Origin of the sequence: Segatella maculosa DSM 19339 = JCM 15638 (assembly GCF_000382385.1) — a bacterium.
Taxonomy (GTDB): domain Bacteria; phylum Bacteroidota; class Bacteroidia; order Bacteroidales; family Bacteroidaceae; genus Prevotella; species Prevotella maculosa.
Genome location: NZ_KB908322.1, coordinates 185,233 through 202,877 on the forward strand (window position 1 = coordinate 185,233; position 17,645 = coordinate 202,877).

Consider the following 17,645-nt stretch of genomic DNA (forward strand, 5'->3'; position numbering starts at 1 on the left):
AATTCCTCATTTCCCATTAAACATTCCCCATTAATCATTGACATTGGAAATCATTCCACACTCCCCATTCGCCATTCAACATTAAAATAACTTTTCATTTCCCATTAAACATCAACATTCAACACCTATGTCAGAAGAAAAATTCAGAGTAGAGTCCGACCTTTTAGGCGAACTCAAAGTACCAATCGATGCCTATTACGGCGTACAGACCCAGCGTGGCATCAACAACTACCACATATCGCGCAAGAAGATGCGTGACTATCCCGACTATATCGTGGCCATTGCCTACGTAAAACTGGCTGCCGTGCAGACCAATCACAGCCTCGGTGTCATCAATGATGAGATTTCCGGCGCCATCAGTCAGGCCTGTCAGGAAATCATCGACGGCAAGATGCACGAGAACTTCCCCATCGATATGATGCAAGGAGGAGCCGGAACGTCGGTCAATATGAACGCCAATGAGGTGATAGCCAACCGTGCTCTCGAGATAATGGGACACAAAAAGGGAGACTATCAATACTGTTATCCCAACGATCATGTGAACTGTGGGCAGAGTACCAACGATGTTTACCCCACTTCCATCCGCCTTGCTCTCATTCGAATGAACAAAAGTCTCGTGTCAAGTCTGACGGGATTGATCAGCGCTTTGCGCTATAAAGGCGAAGAGTTCAAGGACGTTTTGAAGATGGGACGCACGCAGTTGCAGGACGCAGTGCCCATGACAGCGGGCCAAGAGTTCAATGCCTATGCCAATAACTTAGAGGAGGAAGTCCTCAATTTGGAGCGTAATATCAAGCTGTTGCACGAAATTAACATGGGCGGAACAGCCATCGGGACAGGCTTAAACGCTGTTCCGGGCTTCGCAAAGCTGTGTGCGGCCAACCTAAGTAAGCTCACCGGAGAGCCTTTTGTCTCTGCAACCGACCTCGTAGAAGCCACACCCGACACCGGAGCCTACGTCAGTTACAGCGGCGCTTTGAAGCGTTTGGCCGTGAAACTCTCCAAGATTTGCAACGACTTCCGACTCATGGCATCAGGTCCGCGCTGCGGTTTGAACGAGATAAACCTGCCACCCAAGGCCCCCGGTTCGTCCATTATGCCGGGCAAAGTGAACCCCGTTATCCCCGAAGTTACCAATCAAGTGTGCTTCAAAGTCATCGGAAACGACGTCACGGTCACCTTTGCTGCTGAGGCAGGTCAGCTTGAATTGAACGTCATGGAGCCCGTTATCACTGAGTGTCTCTTTGAAAGTCTGTGGTGGTTACACAATGCCATCGACACGCTTACAGAGGAATGCGTACTCGGAATCACCGTCAATAAGGAGCGTTGTTACGAGATGGTGAAGAATTCCATCGGCATTGTGACGGCCTTGAACCCCTACATTGGATACAAAAACAGCACAAAAGTGGCCAAAGAAGCCCTTGAAACCAATCGCTCGGTCTATGACATTGTGCTCGAAAAGGAGCTGATGACGAAGGATAAACTCGATGAAGCGCTCGACCCGAAGAACATGCTCGTGTCGCATAAGTTCATCAAGTAGGTCCTTTCATTGTTGCTATCGGGCAGCCACATGGCTGCCATCACGCGCTGTTTGAGCGGACTACGGGGCCGTATGTTCCTATTTTCAATGAGCATTTGCCATGGAAATATATAGGGACATACGGCTTGTGCGTCCACTCAAACAGCAATGCACACACATAAGTACCAAGGCATTCGCATGCCCCGGCTTTCATTCTGCACGCCCATCAGCCCCATTTGAAGACCAAGCGCATGCACATTGAAAATCAACCACATACTTCCTGCATTCCAATCTCACCCATTTTACCGTGTAATATGACCCATATCGCCGTGCAATCTCAGCTATATTGCGCGGTAAAATGGGTGAGATTGAAAAGCAAGGTGTAAGTCGTTGGTTATCAATAGAACTTATGTTCCGTTCTGCTTGAACGATGTAGGGACGCACGGCTCGTGCGTCCGCTCTAACAATCGTGCATTTGTGTTTCATCCTCCTTGAACGGACACACGAACCGTACGTCCCTATATGGGCATCGCAGCCATTTGGTGTTCAAAACCGGGCACATGATGACACGATAGGGTTGAAACCAAGTTGCAACAGGGCCGATGTGGCTGCAAAAAAAGGCCCATCGACGATATGAAACCGGCGGTGGGCGCTTGCGTTCGCTACTTATTAGGAACGCGATGGTTGAAGATTCGGAGCCGCTCTATTTGAGCGTTTCAAGATATTGACGGTAGGTTTGGCGGAGCTTTCCGGCCGTTTTGCCGCCCGGACCGGTGGGACACATGTCGTTATAGTATTGGAACGAAACGGCCTTCGTGACTTTCTCGACGGCCAGTTCGGTCGTGAGTTGCTGCTTGATGCGGGCGAACGGCGCGGGAATACTGCCGGATGAGAAGGTCTCAAGGTCGGTCCAGAAGGCTCCTTTGTATGATGTATTCTCCTTGAAAAGGCCCTTTGCCGCACTTTGATAATAGCCGGCGAGTCGCTCAAGCGTCACGTGTCCCACGCCAACTCCGTCTTGCAGCATGATGACTTGCAGGTTAGCCTTGGCCAATTCGGCCATGAAATGTTGCAATTGTTCGGGCGTTGAGAGGTCGCTGTTCCAGAAAGCGGCAATCGAAACGGGCTTGCCGTTCAGCTTGTGGAGCCTGTCTGAGATGCGGTTCACAAAGTTATTCCTGAACAAAGCCACCTTTGCATCGCTGTTATAAGCATAAGGTTCGGGTTCATGGGGAATGTACCAGCCCTTGAAAGCGGGGCTGTTTCCGAACCGTGCTTGGATTTCCTGCGCAATAGAGATGCAGCGGTCGGCATGCAGTTTCAGCCATTCGGCATTGGTTTGGTTCTTCCAATACTCGTCGCTGAAGTAAAGTCCGATGTAGACCTCCATGTGTTTCAACTCCGCGGCAGCCAACAAGCGGGCCAAGGCATACTTGTTCTTGTTCTTGGTGAACGTGTTTTGCGAGTCGAACCACGTGTTGTCGTTGTAGGCAGCAAACTGAACAATGACCGTGTTCAGCCCGATTTTCTTCATGCCTTCCAGCAGACTGTTCCACTGATAAGGCGCCCAATCGTCCTTTCCCGAGAACTCTACGAAGGTTCCCGTGAGGGCTTTGCGGGCGTCAACGGTGATGTAATCGGCGTCGTTTGTGCCGGGTTGCGAGTCGTCATTGCTGCAACTGCCCAGCAAAAGCGGCAGCAGCAGCGCGATGAATAAGCAATACTTCTTCATAATTCTTAAGGTTTTATGCGTTTGTTGATAGGGATAAGTCGATGGATTTGTTATTGGTCGCGGTCTAACTTCAGCACGGGTGTGGTGCCGTTCAGGTCTTTCCGGGCGAAAGTTGCCGTCACTTCACGCGTCTCACCGGGGAAGATGGTGAGGAAATTGTCGCTCCAGAAGGTCGGCAAAACCTCTTCTCCGCCCTCTCCTTTGGTGATGATAAGGCGGTGCATAAAGGCAAGTCGGTCGGTAGGGTTCTTGACATTGACCTTCATAATGACGTCACCATCTTTCGTCATTGTAGTGGAAGTGAGTTGCAATTCCACTTTCGGCATGCGCGTAATTGGCCGGAAATCGTTCTTTCCGTCGGCCGAAAGCCAATAGAAGTTCTCTGAAACCACCCGGCCGTTTTTGTCTTTCAGGAGCAGACGGGCAAAGTAAACGGGAGTTATTCTGTCGGGTTGTGGAATGTTGAACAGCTCTTGATAGCGGTCTTCTCCGATGGAAAGCGGTTGCTGTTTCTGCCATGCAACGTTCATATTGAAGTCATAGAGGCGCACGTCGGCCGTGAGTTCTTCGTGCGAACGATGCTGGGTATTGATGACAGCCACCATGCGGTTGTGTTCGTTCATCTGGATATGCAACGGCTCCAAGGCCTTCTTTGCGTAGTAATATCCCGCATTCGGATTGAGGAACCAGTCGTAAATCTGCCACAAAACCTGCGGCCATGTGGCGTTAAGTTTCCACAACATGACTCCAGTTGTAATGTCCCACATGCGATGATTTGCGGCTTCATACATCGCACGATAGCTGCCCGCGTTGATGTATTGCGCCCATCTGATGTAGTCTTCTGCGCTTTGTGGCTGTCCGAACTGGCGGCGAATAGCGTCGTCATAAGGCTTGTAGGCGTAGCTTTCTGGCGGACAACAGATGGAATCCCAAGCGTCGTGGTAGGCCCACACCTTGTCCAACGGGTAGTAACCCCGCTTCTCTCCCTTGCCCAAATCATAGATATACTTCTTCATGCTGGCCAAGGTTGAGACGGCAGGCACGCCCATCTCGTTGCGAAACATCTGGTCTTTCACCTCCAATACCTTCTCATAATAGTAGGGATGTGGGTACCATGTGTAGTCAGGAGCGTTCTCGTCGGTCATTCCGGTGGGCAAATCGGGCTTGATATACGGCGTTTCTTCCACATTCCAGCCGTGACTCGACGTCGCAATGAACGGACGTGTGGGGTCGTTCTCGCGGATATACTGTCGCAAAGGCACGTAAAGCTCTTCGCGAACGATGGTTTCTATCTGCATACACCACAGCACCAAGCTCGGGTGGTTGCGGTATCTTTTCACCACATCATACATGTTTCGCAGTGCCAACTTGGTGTCCGTGGGGTTCTTAAAGGTCTCCGTTCCGGGGTAACTTGTCCAACATTGGAAGAAAACCTCCCACATCAAGAGGCCGTATTTGTCGTAGGTTTCCATCACTTCTTCAGGAGGCGAGGGCATGTCTTCATTGGCAATCATGTTCACGCCGGCTGCGGCAAGGAGCCGAGCCTCGTCATACATGCGCTTTCGGTTCATGTCTAAGAGCATATCGGGCTGGATAAAGCCGCCCCGACTGAATATCCTTTTGCCGTTTACCCAAAAGATTCGGCCGTGTTCGCCATCGCGTTCTTTCAGCGTAGACGTTATTTTACGGATACCAAACGTGGTGGTCTGCGTGTCAGAAACCCTGCCGTCGGCCTCGAAAGTGAGCTTCAGTCGGTGCAGATATTGCATGCCATAGCCGTTAGGCCACCACAGATAAGGCCGCCGAATGTGCAGTTGTGCGTAGTCTTTTGGCGTGAACGACACCGTAATACTGCGGCCTGCAGGCACCTCAACCTCACGTTCAAACACCACAGTTTTCATGCTTCCGGGCATCAGTTTCCTGTATGTACAGAAGTCAATCTCCTTTTCCAAGTCGATGGTTCCACGCAGAATGCCCCGCCGAACGGTCGTCCCTGCGTTGCGAAGTTCGGCCGAAACGGTGACGAAAGCATTCGTCGTGTCGGGCAGTTGCAGGTCGGTGACCACGTAAGGGTGCTCTATCTTCACGTCGTCCGTGTAGGAAAGGTAAACATTCTGATACATTCCCATGTTGCGGTCGCGCACGACGGGCGAGCAATCCCAGCCGGCCATGAACTTCAACGTAACGTCTCGGAATATCTCGGCACCCTGTCCGCGTCCTTGTCCGAACGGTTCGAAGAGGTAACCCGGCGACGGTGTGCCCACATTGTCTACCTGATAGATTTTCACGGCCACCGTGTTCTCTCGGTCAGCTGACACGAATCGCGTCACATCATACTTGAACCTGAGGAACATTCCGGCCATCTCGCGGTGGTCGGCCACCTGCTTTCCGTTCACCCAAACGTCGGCTCTGTAGTTGATACCATCGAAGTTGAGCCACGCACGCCGCCCTTTCCGGTTGGCCGGAATGCGGAACTTCGTGCGGAACCAATAGGGATGCTTGAACGGATTGGGCGTACCTTTGATGTAACTGTACTTGCTCAGGCCCAGACGTCGGTTCAAATCGTCCGACGCATCGGGTATCTTTAGGTCGTTCAAATCGAAGTGTGGGTCGGGATAAACACCCGCCTTGACGAGCGCCCCCAGCACACTCGTGGGCACTTTCGCCTTGATCCAGCGGTTGGTTTTATAGGAGGAAAGCGAGAGCATTCCGCCACCTTGCTTCACCTGCACGGCGGATTTCAGTTCCCAATCCGTGAGCATTTGCTTCTCGTCCGAGGCATTTGCCGGCATAACGGCCAATGCCGCGAGGGCAAAGATAGTTGAAATGGTTTTCTTCATTGTATCGTTTTTCGTTGTTATTGCTTTTATTGTTTTGTTCGTTCGTTCGGACTTTGTGCCGTTCTCCGCCAGCGTGCGTTGCGGGATGAGGCGTGTCGGCTTGCGTGATGGTTGACGTTGCACGGCGACCCATGGAATTTTCTCCCGCAAGGAAATTTATTTTCTCCCGTATGCCGTGAAATTTTCTCCCGTATATAAATTTATTTTCTCCCGCAAAGAAATTTATTTCTTCCCGTATGAAAATTTATTTCTTCCCGCAAAGAAATTTTCTTCCTCCCGCAAGGAAATTTATTCCGTGTCGCAATAAGGCTCATTTTGTCGGGCAATATGGGTCATTTCAGCGCGTAAAATGGCTGATATTAGCGTGTGAAATGGCTGAGATTGCAGACCAAAATGGCTAAGATTGCGTGCCGAGCGTGCCGGTTCTTCATTCCAGCATCAAGCAGGCTGCACCCACAAAGCCGGCATTATCGCCCAGCATCGACAGCACGACGCGCGTCTGCTTGGCCGGAACGGGACAGATGTTCTGCCGGAGTTGCGCCTCCATCGCGGGGCCGAAGTAGCGGTAGGCCGCAGCGATTGAGCCGCCCAAGATAACGGTTTCGGGATCAATGAGGTTGATGGTCCATGCCAAGGGCACGGCCAGATGCCGCCCGAAGCTCTCCCATGTGGTCAAAGCCTCTTGGTCGCCCTGCTCGGCAAGCCTGAATACGTCGAGCGAAGATGCCTCTTTTTCCGAAACAGAACGGTAGATGTTGGCGACGCCATGCCCTGAGATAAAGTCCTCGATGATGCCGTCTGCGTAGGGCGAACACCAGATTTCGCCAGCCGTTCCCGTTGCTCCGTTCCATATCTTCCCATCGAATACGAGTGCACACCCGATGCCCGTGCCGAGCGTGAAGCCTGCAATGCGCTGCTTACCGCGGCCGGCTCCGAAGCGAGCCTCGCCCAGAATAAGGCAGTTGGCATCGTTGTTGAGTGCCACGGGCAGGCCGAACTCCCGGCTCAATGCGTCGCGCAAGGGGAAGAAGTGCAGTGTGGGCAGCTGCGGACATTCGAGAATGAGGCCCTTGTCGCTGTCGAGTGGGCCCGTAGATCCCACGCCGATGCCCCGCAATCGGGCCGGGTCGAGGTCGTTGTCGCGTATCACTTGCCGGATAGAGGCCATGATTTTGTCGAGGATAACTTCCTTGGGTCGTGTGCCTTCCGTGGCCACTTTGACGGGCGTTCCTATCACGTTGCCCTGTTGGTCGATGGCCCCTGTCATGATTTTCGTGCCACCGAGGTCTACTCCTATGATGATTTCTTTTTCCATTCGTTTGAGAATTAATTGTCATTGACATCTAACCGGCCCTTTCCCCACACCGAAAGTGCGAACACATAAAGGAAGGCCGGCACGTTGACTGCCATGCCGGCAACCATTCCCCAACGGTTTCCGACGCTCCCGACGAGCCAACCTATGAGCGCACCGCCCACGATTGCCGTGCCCAAAAGGCCCGAAATCATGCCGTGGTCGCGGTCGAAACTGTTGATGACGGCACTGAAAACGGAGGTGAAGGAGACGCAGGTGAAGTAGCCGGTCAGGGCAAACGCCACGAGCGAAACGGTCTCGTTGCCCGCGATGGCGCATAAAAGTGCGATGACCGTGCAGGCACTGTGGAAGATGAAGATGCGCCTTTCGCTGACGAAACGCATCAGGAACGAGGCCACCATGCGGCCCACGGCCTGCAACAGCCAGAACAATGCGACGATTAATGCCGTCTTCGAGGGGAAAATCCGGTAGAGAAAGGACGCTTCGCCCCAAAAGGATTGCGCGTTGTCAAGGTGATGCACCTCGTTCATAAAGGTGATGATGTAGGACGAAACGCCCACTTCGGCTCCCACATAAAGGAAGATGCCGAGACCATAAGTGCAGACAATCGGGTGGCGGAACAGCGTCCATAGCCGCGAAAGGTCGAGTCGTTCTTCCTCGCCGGCCTTGGCTTCGGGGAATTGGGCAAAGGCCACGATGAGCAGAATGGCGATGCAGACGATGGCGATGAGCAGATAAATGGTCTTCCATGAGCAGCCGTTAGACTGCAACACCGGTACGATAAGCGGACTCAAGGCGTAGCCTAAGGCCCCGATGCCGATGACCATGGTGAGGTTGGCCGTGTATCTTGACGGCGCATCGAGCACGCGGATAAACGGATTTCCGGCTATCTGAACGGCCGTGACGCCTATCCCGATGAGGAAAACGGAGACGATGACGGCCACATAGTTGTCGCTGAAGTAGCACAATAAGGCTCCCGCAGCCATCAAACCCGTACCCGTGAGCAGCACAAGTTTGGCACCTCGCCGGTCCATCAGCATGCCGAAGGGAATGGAAGTGAGTCCGTAGGCGAGGAAAAAGGCAAGGGGCAGGAGGGCTGCCACGGCCAACGAGACGTTGTATTCGGTCTGAAAACGGTCGATGACCACGCCGATAACTGACGTGAGCAGCCCGAATATCACATACATCAACGTGGTGACAACCAGCAGAAAGGAATGTTTCTTTTCGCTTCGTACCATGGGATTGCTCATTCGGTTATCGTTACTTTGGCGCCACGCGAGAAGCTTCCGGCCTCGAAACCGTGGCGTTTGGCATACGCATCGATGAAGAGTTGTACGGGAATAATGCTCTGTATGGAGAAAAGGAACTCGTCTTGCTCGTCGATATACACCGGGACGATGTGCTCACTTTGCCTGTTCAGCGCGGCCTTTGCATTCGTTATGAGCCACACCTTGCCGCCGAACCGCGTGATGTCTTCGGCCATTTTCAGGCTTTGCTCCAGTGTTTTTCCTTCTGAAGCGAACAATATCGACTTGAAGCCTTGGCTCACCATCTCCATAGGACCATGGCGGAACTCGCCGCCCAAGATGCCCGTTGCGGCGATGTGCGTGGCTTCTTTGAACATGAGGGCGCTTTGGCTGGCCGTGGAGTAGGCCGGACCGCGGGCGATGATCTGCAAGGTTGTGATGTCGCCGAGGAAGTTCAAGCCTTTGTCGAGCCATGCTTCATAGCCCGAAAGCGTGTCTTCGAACTGACGTTGCAGCGCATGAAGGCGTGCGATGGCGGCCTCGTTCCACTTCCCGGTGAGGTATAAACCGAGGATATAAGCTGCAAGTGAAGTCACGACATAGGTCTTCGTGGAGGTCATCTCCTCCTTTCCTCCCTTGCAAAGCAGGGCAACGTCGGCCTTCTTGGCCAGTGCGCTGTCTTCCTCGTTGACGATGCCTGCGCAGAAAACCGTGGCAGGCAGATGCTCAAGGATTTCCTTTATCTCGTAGCTTTCGCCCGACTGCGAGGAACAAACCAGCAGTGTGGGCTCGTCGAGCAGGCTGAGGTTGTAGTGCAACAACTCGCTCGTGTTGATGTACATGGCGTGAATGCCGAGCTGATTGAAGAGGTTGGCGGCCGCAAAGGAGATGAAGAACGAACTGCCCATGCCCGTGAATATCACGCGACTGATGGCACGTTGTGCGATGGTCTCCTTGATTTTCGCCAGCAGGGCCATGCCTTCTGTGCCCGAATAGAACGCAATGATGTTCCCGATGGCGGCGGGCTGCTCCATTATCTCTGTGAGAAACTGATTCTTTGTCATATTCATAATGTGTTTGGATTGGGTTTATAACGTTGAGAAACCGCCCGTGTCTCCCGACACAGGCCAGTCAATTATCATGAAATACCTATTTCGCTTTCATCATACGCAGCACCCATTGACCCTTTGAAAGGTCGATGCAATGTGAATAAGTCACGTAAAGATGGTTGTCGAGTACGTATTGGAAAGCGCAGGCGTCGTTCTTATACAACACAGGATTGTTGCTGACGCGCTTGTAGCCACGGTCCACTTCCTTCGAAGAGAAGGCGTTCGTGACCCATTTCGTGTGGGTATCGTCGCTGAATTCCTCTACCAACAGATAGTAAGTGCCGTCATAATAGGCCACCGAAGGAGCGGCCAAGGTCTTGTCGGAAGACACGACCGTGTAGGGTTTCTGGTTAGGTAGGTCGGCCACGTTCTTGCTTTTCTTGACGAGCACACTCCAATACTGATTGCTCTTGGCCTGTTCCGTTCCGTTATAATAGAAAAGGTAGAAGAAACCGTCGTTCTTGTTGAAGTAGATAAAAGGGTTCTGGTTCTGCTGACCGTCGGCATAAGGCACCACGACACGCTTGTTGTCGAAGTCGATACCATTGTCGCTCTCGGCCATCATGATGCGACTGTCTTTGTTCGGGCCTTTGTATTCGGCATAGAACATATAGAACTTACCGTTGCTCATCACCACCGTCGGCCACCGGCAATTGGAGGCGATGATGGGATTACCCTCATATTTCACCCAATCGAGTAGGTTGTTGCTGCGCACGAGGCCCGCCTTTCGCAGGTGAACATCGTTCTCATAGTGGTCAAGGCCATAGTAGCCCCAATACTTGTAGCCGTCCTTGTTGGCCTCAACCACCGAGAAGGTGTGCACGGTGCCGGCATCCCAGCCGCATTTGTCGCCTTGAATGACCAGCTGGTCATCGGCGGCTTGCGGGTAAACGTTACGCTGTCCGAAAGCATTGACGCTCAATGCCGCGAACAAGCTCAATGCAATGAATGATTTCTTTGTTCTCATACTTTCTTGTTTTTATGTGTTATGAATGTTTCTTCTTACCAAGCCACCCCGACAAGCCATGAAGAAAGCAACACGAACCTTACTCGTATGAGCTTCCTGCGTGCAGACTTTACACCATGTACACCTCCACTTTGTCGGTCAGAAGCGAGCGGAACTCCTCGTCGGTGAACCGTTTCGTGGTGATGAGCTTGTCGATGTGCTTCACATCGGAAATGACACCGAGACTCCGCCGCCCGAACTTCGAGGAGTCAACCAGCAGGAACACCTCGCCTGCGGCCTCCATCATCACCCGGCTCGTCTTGGCTTCGTTGATGTCGGGCGTGGTGAGTCCAACCCTAAAGTCAACGCCGTCGACGCCCATGAAGAGCTTGTCGGCCGACACACGGCGCAGGGCTTCGTCGGCCAAAGGGCCCACGAGCGTAGCCGCTTTCTTCAACAGACTGCCGCCAACCATGATAACCTCGATGGAAGTGTTGCTCAGTTCGGTGGCGATGTTCAGCGCATTCGTGATCACTACCAGCCGCTTGAAGCCCTTGATTTCCTTGGCCAGCAGACTCGTTGTGGAGCCCGCATCGAGGATAATCGTGTCGCCTTCAGAGATGAAAGCCGCAGCCTTGCGCACGATGCGCATCTTCTCTTCGAGGTTGATCTTCTCCTTTTCGTTGAGCGCAAGGCCCGGATAGAGCTGCTTCACCTTGACGGCTCCGCCGTGCGTGCGCTTGAGCAGGCCGCGCTTCTCAAGCAACAGCAAATCCTTGCGCAGCGTCACGGGCGTGGCCCCCAGCGTATCGACCAAGTCTTTGGTCACCAAGCGTCCCTCTTTCTCGAGCAATGCGATGATCTTTCCCAGCCGCTCTTCTTGGAAGAGCACGTTCTCTGTCGTTCCTTTCTGTTGTTCCATGCTGAAATCTGATTAAGTCTGTAGTGCAAAAGTACGAAATTCCGTTTACTTTCGTTTCTTTTTGCCCCTTGATTTTCGGTTCCTGCATGCCGCCGGCAGTCTTACCGGCCCGAAAGGTGGGTCTCGTTGTCGTCCAAAGTGTGAAAGATCGCTTGTCTTGTTTGGCCCGAGGCCGATGGCAAAGGGCTGTAGAACGGGTCCACAGTGCCCTGTGTCGGCTGATGCTTATAGCTGTCCTTGCCTCCTGATACCGTCATTCTTATCGGAGAGATACTTGGCATTGCGAATTATCTGCACGCTGATAAATATTTCTCTGCACGCTGAGACGAATTTCTCTGCATGCTGATAAATATTTCTCTGCATGCTGATAATTCGATACATCAAGTATCTCGGCCCCTTGCATCAGCCTTATTCGATGACGGTATTCCTATAAGGACAACCGAGATCGGCCCGTTAGGAAGGCGGCGACGGGTGCTTTTGGCCCGCGACGCTCAGGGTTTGCGCTTGAAACTCCAGCCCCAACCTTCGCCCGAGCCGGGCGTCGTGGGAGCCTTTTGCAGCTGCCAAAGCACCAGTTCGTCGTCGGTGAGCTTCTTGATTTGGTAGACGCCCGTGGCCGCAGCGGCCGAGTTGGTGCAGGCAGCATTGTGGTCGAGAATGAAAGGATTCTTCACCGTGAGCGTCATCTTCTCGGTGTCGAGAATGAAAGTGCCCTTCACGCCGGCGTCTCCTGCCACATGATGATAGGTGAAGTTGATGCCGCCGTCGAGGTCGAACGTCATTTCGCCGTTGATGTCGGGCGTGATGCGGTCGCACTGTCCCCAACTTGCCGAGGGCATCCAGTTGTCGGGATAGTTCACGAGGTCGCCCGTCGTCTGGTAACAGTAGTCGGGCGAGCCGGTCAAGGGGTTGGTGTTATAGACCCACGTGCGTCCCGCTCCGCCACCCGTCAGCTCTTTCCACACGGGTTTGTTGGCTATGGTGGGGTCGGTCTTCGCCACCTTGTAGGTGGTTTCGGCCGAGGTTTCCTGCGCACCTTCGCCGTATATGGTCACGCCCACGGTGTAGGTGCCGGCAAAGGGATAGTAGGAAGTGGCGGAGTTTGCGCCGGGTGCGATGGTCTGTCCGTTGCCCATGTCCCAGTGGAAGATGTAACCTCGGTCGGCCTTTGCCGTGAACACGGGGTTATAGGGGTCGGTGGCCTTCGTCTCAATGCGTGCGTTCGCAGGCCCGGGGCCCATCTCTCGCGTCTCCATCTGCTGCGGTTCGCAGGCTGCCAGCAGCGTGATAAGGGCGGCAGCCGGGTAGATATGCTTTTTCATTGTCGTTTGGTTTTAAGTTGATGTGCGTCAATAAGGGTTCTGTTTCAAGTTGGGATTGAGGTTAATTTCCTTCTGCGGTATCGGGAAGTAACGCTTGCTGTCGGTGTAGCCCTCCATGAGCGAGCCGCGTCCCGTGCGCACCAAGTCCCAATAGCGGTGACTCTCCAAGGCAAGCTCCACGCGTCGCTCGTGATAGACGGCTTTGAGCGGGTCGGCCTTGTAGGGACTTTCGCCCAATCCCACTCTTGCCCGCACGTGGTTGAGCGGTGTCTGCCAGTCGCTGTTGTTGTGAACGGCGGCCTCGGCCTGCCACAGGAGCACGTCGGCAAAGCGAATGACGCGCACGTTGAGGCTGGCAGCGTCGGTCATGTCAGGACGTTGGCTCTTGGGTAGCGTTCCTTTGCGCTTACAGTAGCCGATGCGCGGTGCATCGGGGTTGTGAACGGGGTCGTAGTTGGTGTAGATGGTCTCCTCGTCTGCCGTCCCTTGCCAAAGCACGTCGCCGTTTTTGATGATGGTCCACTCGCGTCGGATATCTCCCGGCTCGAACTCGTCGTACAGACTCTGCGTGGGTTGGTCGAAGCCCCAGCCGCCGTTGCGATCGTCGCGGCTGCGCTGATAGATTTCGAGCATGCTTCCTTCGTTTTCGTCGCCCCACTGCGTCATCTTGAAGTCCTTGAGTTGGATGTCGAATACCGACTCGATGCCGTTGTCGGTGGCTATCGTGAAGAGGTCGCCGTAGTTGGGTTGCAGGTCGTAGTCGCCCGAAGCCACGATTGCTTTGGCCTGCGCTTCAGCTGGTTTCCACTTGGCTTGGAAGATATAAGCCTTGGTGAGGAAGGCTGCAGCTGCTCCCCATGTGGCCCGTCCGAGCTCTGTAGCCGGCATGGCCTTCTTGTGTGGCAGTCCTTCCATGGCCGCCTTGAAGTCGTTTTCTACGAAGGTCCAGCACTGTTCCAGTGTGTTTCTTGGGCCTTTGTATTCGGAAGGGGCGAGGATATGGTCTACGATGGGCACGGCACCGAATACCTTTATCAGGCAGAAGTAGTAGTAGCCGCGCATGAAACGAGCCTCGGCTATGAAGCGTTTGCGCACATCTTCCTTGACGGCCGTGTTGTCTTTGAGGCCTTCAATCAGTCGGTTGGCGCGGTTGATGCCCTCATAGTTCTGCTCCCATACAGTGGAAAGCGTTGCCATTTCGGGTGTGGCACGGAAGTGTTCGAGGTCATAAATCTGCGGTTGGTCGCTGTCGCCGCCTCCGCCTTTCGTGGCATCGTCAGACACAACGTCGCCGATGGCCCAGTCAAGAAACTGAATATATTCCATCCAACCGGCCGGATCGTAGATGCCGACCAATGCACTATAGGCGGTTTGTTCGCCGGAGAAGAACGTATGTTGGTCGATGCTCGGCACGTCGGTGTCCAAAAAGCCTTCGCACGAGGTGAAGCCAAGGAGTGCAAACGAGAGCACGTAGGTTAAATATCTTTTCATTGCTGTGTTGTTTTAGATTGTTTTATTGTGTTGCATGACGTATTCTCCTTTAGAAGGTCACATTCAATCCGATGCTGTACAGGCGTGGCATAGGATAATAGCCGCGGTCTACACCGATATCCAACGGGTCTTCGCCGCCTTTCATGCCGATTTCGGGGTCGAGTCCCGTGTATTTCGTGAAGGTATAAAGGTTCTGTGCGTTGAGATAGACGCGGGCCGACTTGATACCTGCCTTTGCCGTGAGTGCGGCGGGCACGGCATAGCCGAGCTGTACCATCTTAATGCGCAGGTAAGAACCGTCTTCCAAGTAGCGATCGGACTGGAGAATGGAGTTGTTGGCGTCCAATCCTCCCAAGCGAGGATAGCGGGCGTCGGTCTGTGTTCCCTCTCCTCTCCAACGCTTTGTCATGTCGCGGGAGTAGTTATAGGTGAGGTTTTGCGTCGAACGGGTATAGGTTGACGGGCCGTTATAAATCTTGTTGCCGTAGACACCTTGCAAGGCTACGCTCAAATCGAAGCCTTTATAACTCACGGCACCGTTGACGGAGTAGCTGAACTTGGGCAGCGGACTTCCCAAATAAGTGTAGTTCTCGCTGCTGAAAAGGTTCTCCTTGTTCACCAATTTGTAGCGCACATCACCCGGAGCAACGTTCTTCTGTGCCGTCTGTGCATGCACTTCGTCCCAGTTTTGGAACAGTCCGTCGGTCTTCAGTCCGTAGAACTGTGCGATAGGTTTGCCCACTGCGGTGCGCGTAAGATGTACCGTATTCATGAAAGAAGCCCCTTCGATGTAGGCATTGTTAGCTCCCAAACTGAGCACACGGTTCTGAATTGTGGTGAAGTTTGCCCCGACGGAGTAGCCCACAGGGTGGTCGTAGTTCTTATATTGCAGCGAAATCTCCAAGCCACGGTTGCGCATCTTGCCTGCATTCTGGAAAGGCGGCTCGCTGATTCCCGTCTGTCCGGGAACGGGAACACGCAGCAACATGTCGCTTGTCACCTTGTTGAAGAACTCTATTGTGCCGCTGAGCTTGCTGTTGAAGAAGCCAAAGTCGAGACCGATGTTCGTCGTTGTGGTCTTTTCCCACTTCAGTTCAGGGTTGCCGGTGCTGTTGAAACTGAAGCCCGGTGCAAAGGTTCCGCCGAACAAATAGTTGGAACCGGCGGAGGCAAACGTGGCATATGAATAGGCATCGACACTGCCTTCGTTACCGATTTGTCCCCAACCTAAGCGGAGTTTCAGGTTGTTCAGCACCTTTACTTTCTTCATAAAAGGTTCCTCGGTGATGCGCCATCCGACAGAAACTGAGGGGAACGTGCCCCACCGATGCCCTCTTACGAACTTCGAAGAACCGTCCATTCGCACGTTAGCCGTCAGGAGATAGCGTTCCAAGAAGTTGTAGTTTAGGCGGGCAAAGCCCGAAGCCTGCTTACTTTCCGTGGTCATTCCTTGGGCCGCAGCGGCGTTGTCTTTCGTGCGGGCGTTATCGATATGCATCACACGTGGGTCGTTACTGGGAACGTCTTTCGCTGAAGCTTGGAGCTTTCTGTAGGTGACAGCATACGTTTCGCAGCCCAACATAGCCGAGAACGTGTGCTCTTTCAGCTTCTTGTCGTAGGTCAACGTGTTGGTGAACTGCCTCACATAAGTGCTGTAGGTGTAGTTTGTCAGCGAGTTCACATTGGGATTCTGCTGTGCAGAGAATACGTAATAAACCGGTATATAGCTTGAAAATTCGTTGTTGGTATACTCGGTTGAGTAGGCAGAACGGAACTTAAAGTTCTTTAAGAAATTGATTTCTCCATAGATATTTGCCAGCACCCGGTAGGCGGTATTCTTGGGATTGTTGTACTCGATGGTTGCCAACGGGTTCCAAATGTCGCTGAACGTGGACTTTGTGAAGCTGCCGTCCTCATTGCGGATGGGTGTAATCGGGTCGCGGGTATAGGTGGTCATGATCGGACTTGTCCACTCGTCGTTCTCAATTCCACCTTTGTGGTTCGTACGAATCAGTGTGATGTTCTCGCCGACCGTGAGCCATGAGTTGGCCTTGAAGTCGCCGTTGGCACGCAAGGTGACGCGATCAAAGGTCGTCTTCTTGATGATTCCGTCTTGACTAAAGCCGTTCAAGCTCAAGAAATACGTTCCTTTTTCGTTGCCACCCGATATGGATAGGTCGGCATTCTTCACCGGTGCATCCTTGTGAAGAATGGCATCGAAGTAGTCAACCGTGGGCAATGTGCGCGTGTCCTCTATGAGCGTGCCACCGCCAAGGCCTGCCGACATCTCGTTTCGTAGCATGCCCCACGTCGGACCGTCGCACATATTGTTCGACTTCCACACGTTCTGAACGCCATAATAGGCTGACAGATTGATGGTGGCCTTGCCCGTATTGCCTTTCTTTGTGGTGATGATGATAACGCCGTTTGCACCGCGCGAGCCGTAGATAGCCGTGGCCGAAGCGTCTTTCAGTACCTGAACCGACTCGATGTCGCCCGTATTTAAGAAGTTGATATCGCCCACCATCATGCCGTCGACCACGAATAACGGGTCGGAATCATTCAGTGTTCCGATGCCTCGCACGCGTACCGTGATACCCGAACCGGGCGACCCTGAGAAGCTCGTCACGTCAACTCCGGCCACTTGTCCCTGCAAAGCATGGCTCAATGTCGATGCCGAAAGTTTATTCACCTCTTTCATATCCACTACGGAAATGGCTCCCGTGAGGTCTTCTTTCTTCTGTGTTCCGTAACCAACGACGACAACTTCGCCCACAGAATTGGCTATTTCCGAGAGTAAAATACTCAACCGGCTCTTTCCCACCACGCTTACGTGCTTGGGAGAGTAGCCTATATAAGAGAAAGATAGCGTGGAATCGTTGGGCAGAACCTTGATGACAAACTTCCCGTTCAGGTCGGTCGTCACCCCCGTTCCACTCTTTGGAGAGCGTACGGTTACGCCTATTAACGGCTCACTTGTTTCGGCATCCAATACAACGCCTGCAATTGTCCGTTCTCCTCCAGTCTGTCCTATTATATAAATAGGTATAAAGGAGAGCATGAACAACATCAAGAATCTCATTCTTTTTGGTCTCATAGCAGTAATGATATTAATGTATATAGGTTATTTTCAATCACAAAGATAATAAAAAGAAAGTAAACGAAATTCATTTGCTTGTATTCTATCTATTAATTAACATTATTT

The 17,645-nt window shown here is 53.0% G+C and carries 12 protein-coding genes; 1 reads left to right on the forward strand and 11 read right to left on the reverse strand.

The features are described from left to right. Positions 1 to 127 precede the first annotated feature (127 nt). Positions 128 to 1,540 carry an aspartate ammonia-lyase gene (aspA, locus tag H164_RS0105850; RefSeq protein ID WP_019967760.1) on the forward strand — a complete coding sequence of 471 codons (1,413 nt, stop codon included), beginning with the start codon at positions 128 to 130 and terminating at the stop codon, positions 1,538 to 1,540. Between the two features lie 682 nt (positions 1,541 to 2,222). On the opposite strand, the gene H164_RS0105855 is transcribed toward aspA, so the two are convergent. The 11 genes from H164_RS0105855 to H164_RS0105910 form a co-directional block, all read right to left on the reverse strand. Further along, positions 2,223 to 3,251, reverse strand: a complete 1,029-nt coding sequence (locus tag H164_RS0105855; protein WP_019967761.1) for a DUF4434 domain-containing protein — start codon at positions 3,249 to 3,251, stop codon at positions 2,223 to 2,225. Between the two features lie 50 nt (positions 3,252 to 3,301). After that, on the reverse strand, positions 3,302 to 6,091 hold the full coding sequence (locus H164_RS0105860; protein WP_025829676.1) for a glycoside hydrolase family 2 protein: 2,790 nt from the start codon (positions 6,089 to 6,091) through the stop codon (positions 3,302 to 3,304). A 427-nt stretch (positions 6,092 to 6,518) separates the two neighbouring features. Continuing rightward, positions 6,519 to 7,406, reverse strand: a complete 888-nt coding sequence (locus tag H164_RS0105870; protein ID WP_019967764.1) for an ROK family protein — start codon at positions 7,404 to 7,406, stop codon at positions 6,519 to 6,521. Positions 7,407 to 7,417: 11 nt separating this feature from the next. After that, complete coding sequence (locus H164_RS0105875; protein ID WP_238315078.1) at positions 7,418 to 8,641, reverse strand: MFS transporter; 1,224 nt, start codon at positions 8,639 to 8,641, stop codon at positions 7,418 to 7,420. An 8-nt stretch (positions 8,642 to 8,649) separates the two neighbouring features. Continuing rightward, positions 8,650 to 9,720 (reverse strand): SIS domain-containing protein, encoded by a 1,071-nt coding sequence (locus H164_RS0105880; RefSeq protein WP_036872528.1) that lies wholly within the window; start codon positions 9,718 to 9,720, stop codon positions 8,650 to 8,652. A 79-nt stretch (positions 9,721 to 9,799) separates the two neighbouring features. Then, positions 9,800 to 10,726 carry a glycoside hydrolase family protein gene (locus tag H164_RS0105885; RefSeq protein WP_025829677.1) on the reverse strand — a complete coding sequence of 309 codons (927 nt, stop codon included), beginning with the start codon at positions 10,724 to 10,726 and terminating at the stop codon, positions 9,800 to 9,802. A 109-nt stretch (positions 10,727 to 10,835) separates the two neighbouring features. Continuing rightward, a complete protein-coding gene (locus H164_RS0105890; protein WP_008564539.1) occupies positions 10,836 to 11,627 on the reverse strand; it encodes a DeoR/GlpR family DNA-binding transcription regulator in 792 nt (263 codons plus the stop codon). Positions 11,628 to 11,728: 101 nt separating this feature from the next. Continuing rightward, entirely contained in the window at positions 11,729 to 11,884 is a 156-nt protein-coding gene (locus tag H164_RS15450) for a hypothetical protein (protein ID WP_019967768.1), read from the reverse strand. 234 nt (positions 11,885 to 12,118) lie between these two features. Next, positions 12,119 to 12,949: a PKD domain-containing protein gene (locus H164_RS0105900; RefSeq protein WP_008564541.1), complete on the reverse strand. Its 831-nt coding sequence runs from the start codon at positions 12,947 to 12,949 to the stop codon at positions 12,119 to 12,121. Positions 12,950 to 12,976: 27 nt separating this feature from the next. Next, positions 12,977 to 14,440 carry a RagB/SusD family nutrient uptake outer membrane protein gene (locus H164_RS0105905; RefSeq protein ID WP_019967769.1) on the reverse strand — a complete coding sequence of 488 codons (1,464 nt, stop codon included), beginning with the start codon at positions 14,438 to 14,440 and terminating at the stop codon, positions 12,977 to 12,979. Positions 14,441 to 14,489: 49 nt separating this feature from the next. Beyond that, positions 14,490 to 17,522, reverse strand: a complete 3,033-nt coding sequence (locus tag H164_RS0105910; RefSeq protein WP_238315080.1) for a SusC/RagA family TonB-linked outer membrane protein — start codon at positions 17,520 to 17,522, stop codon at positions 14,490 to 14,492. Between the last annotated feature and the right edge of the window lie 123 nt (positions 17,523 to 17,645).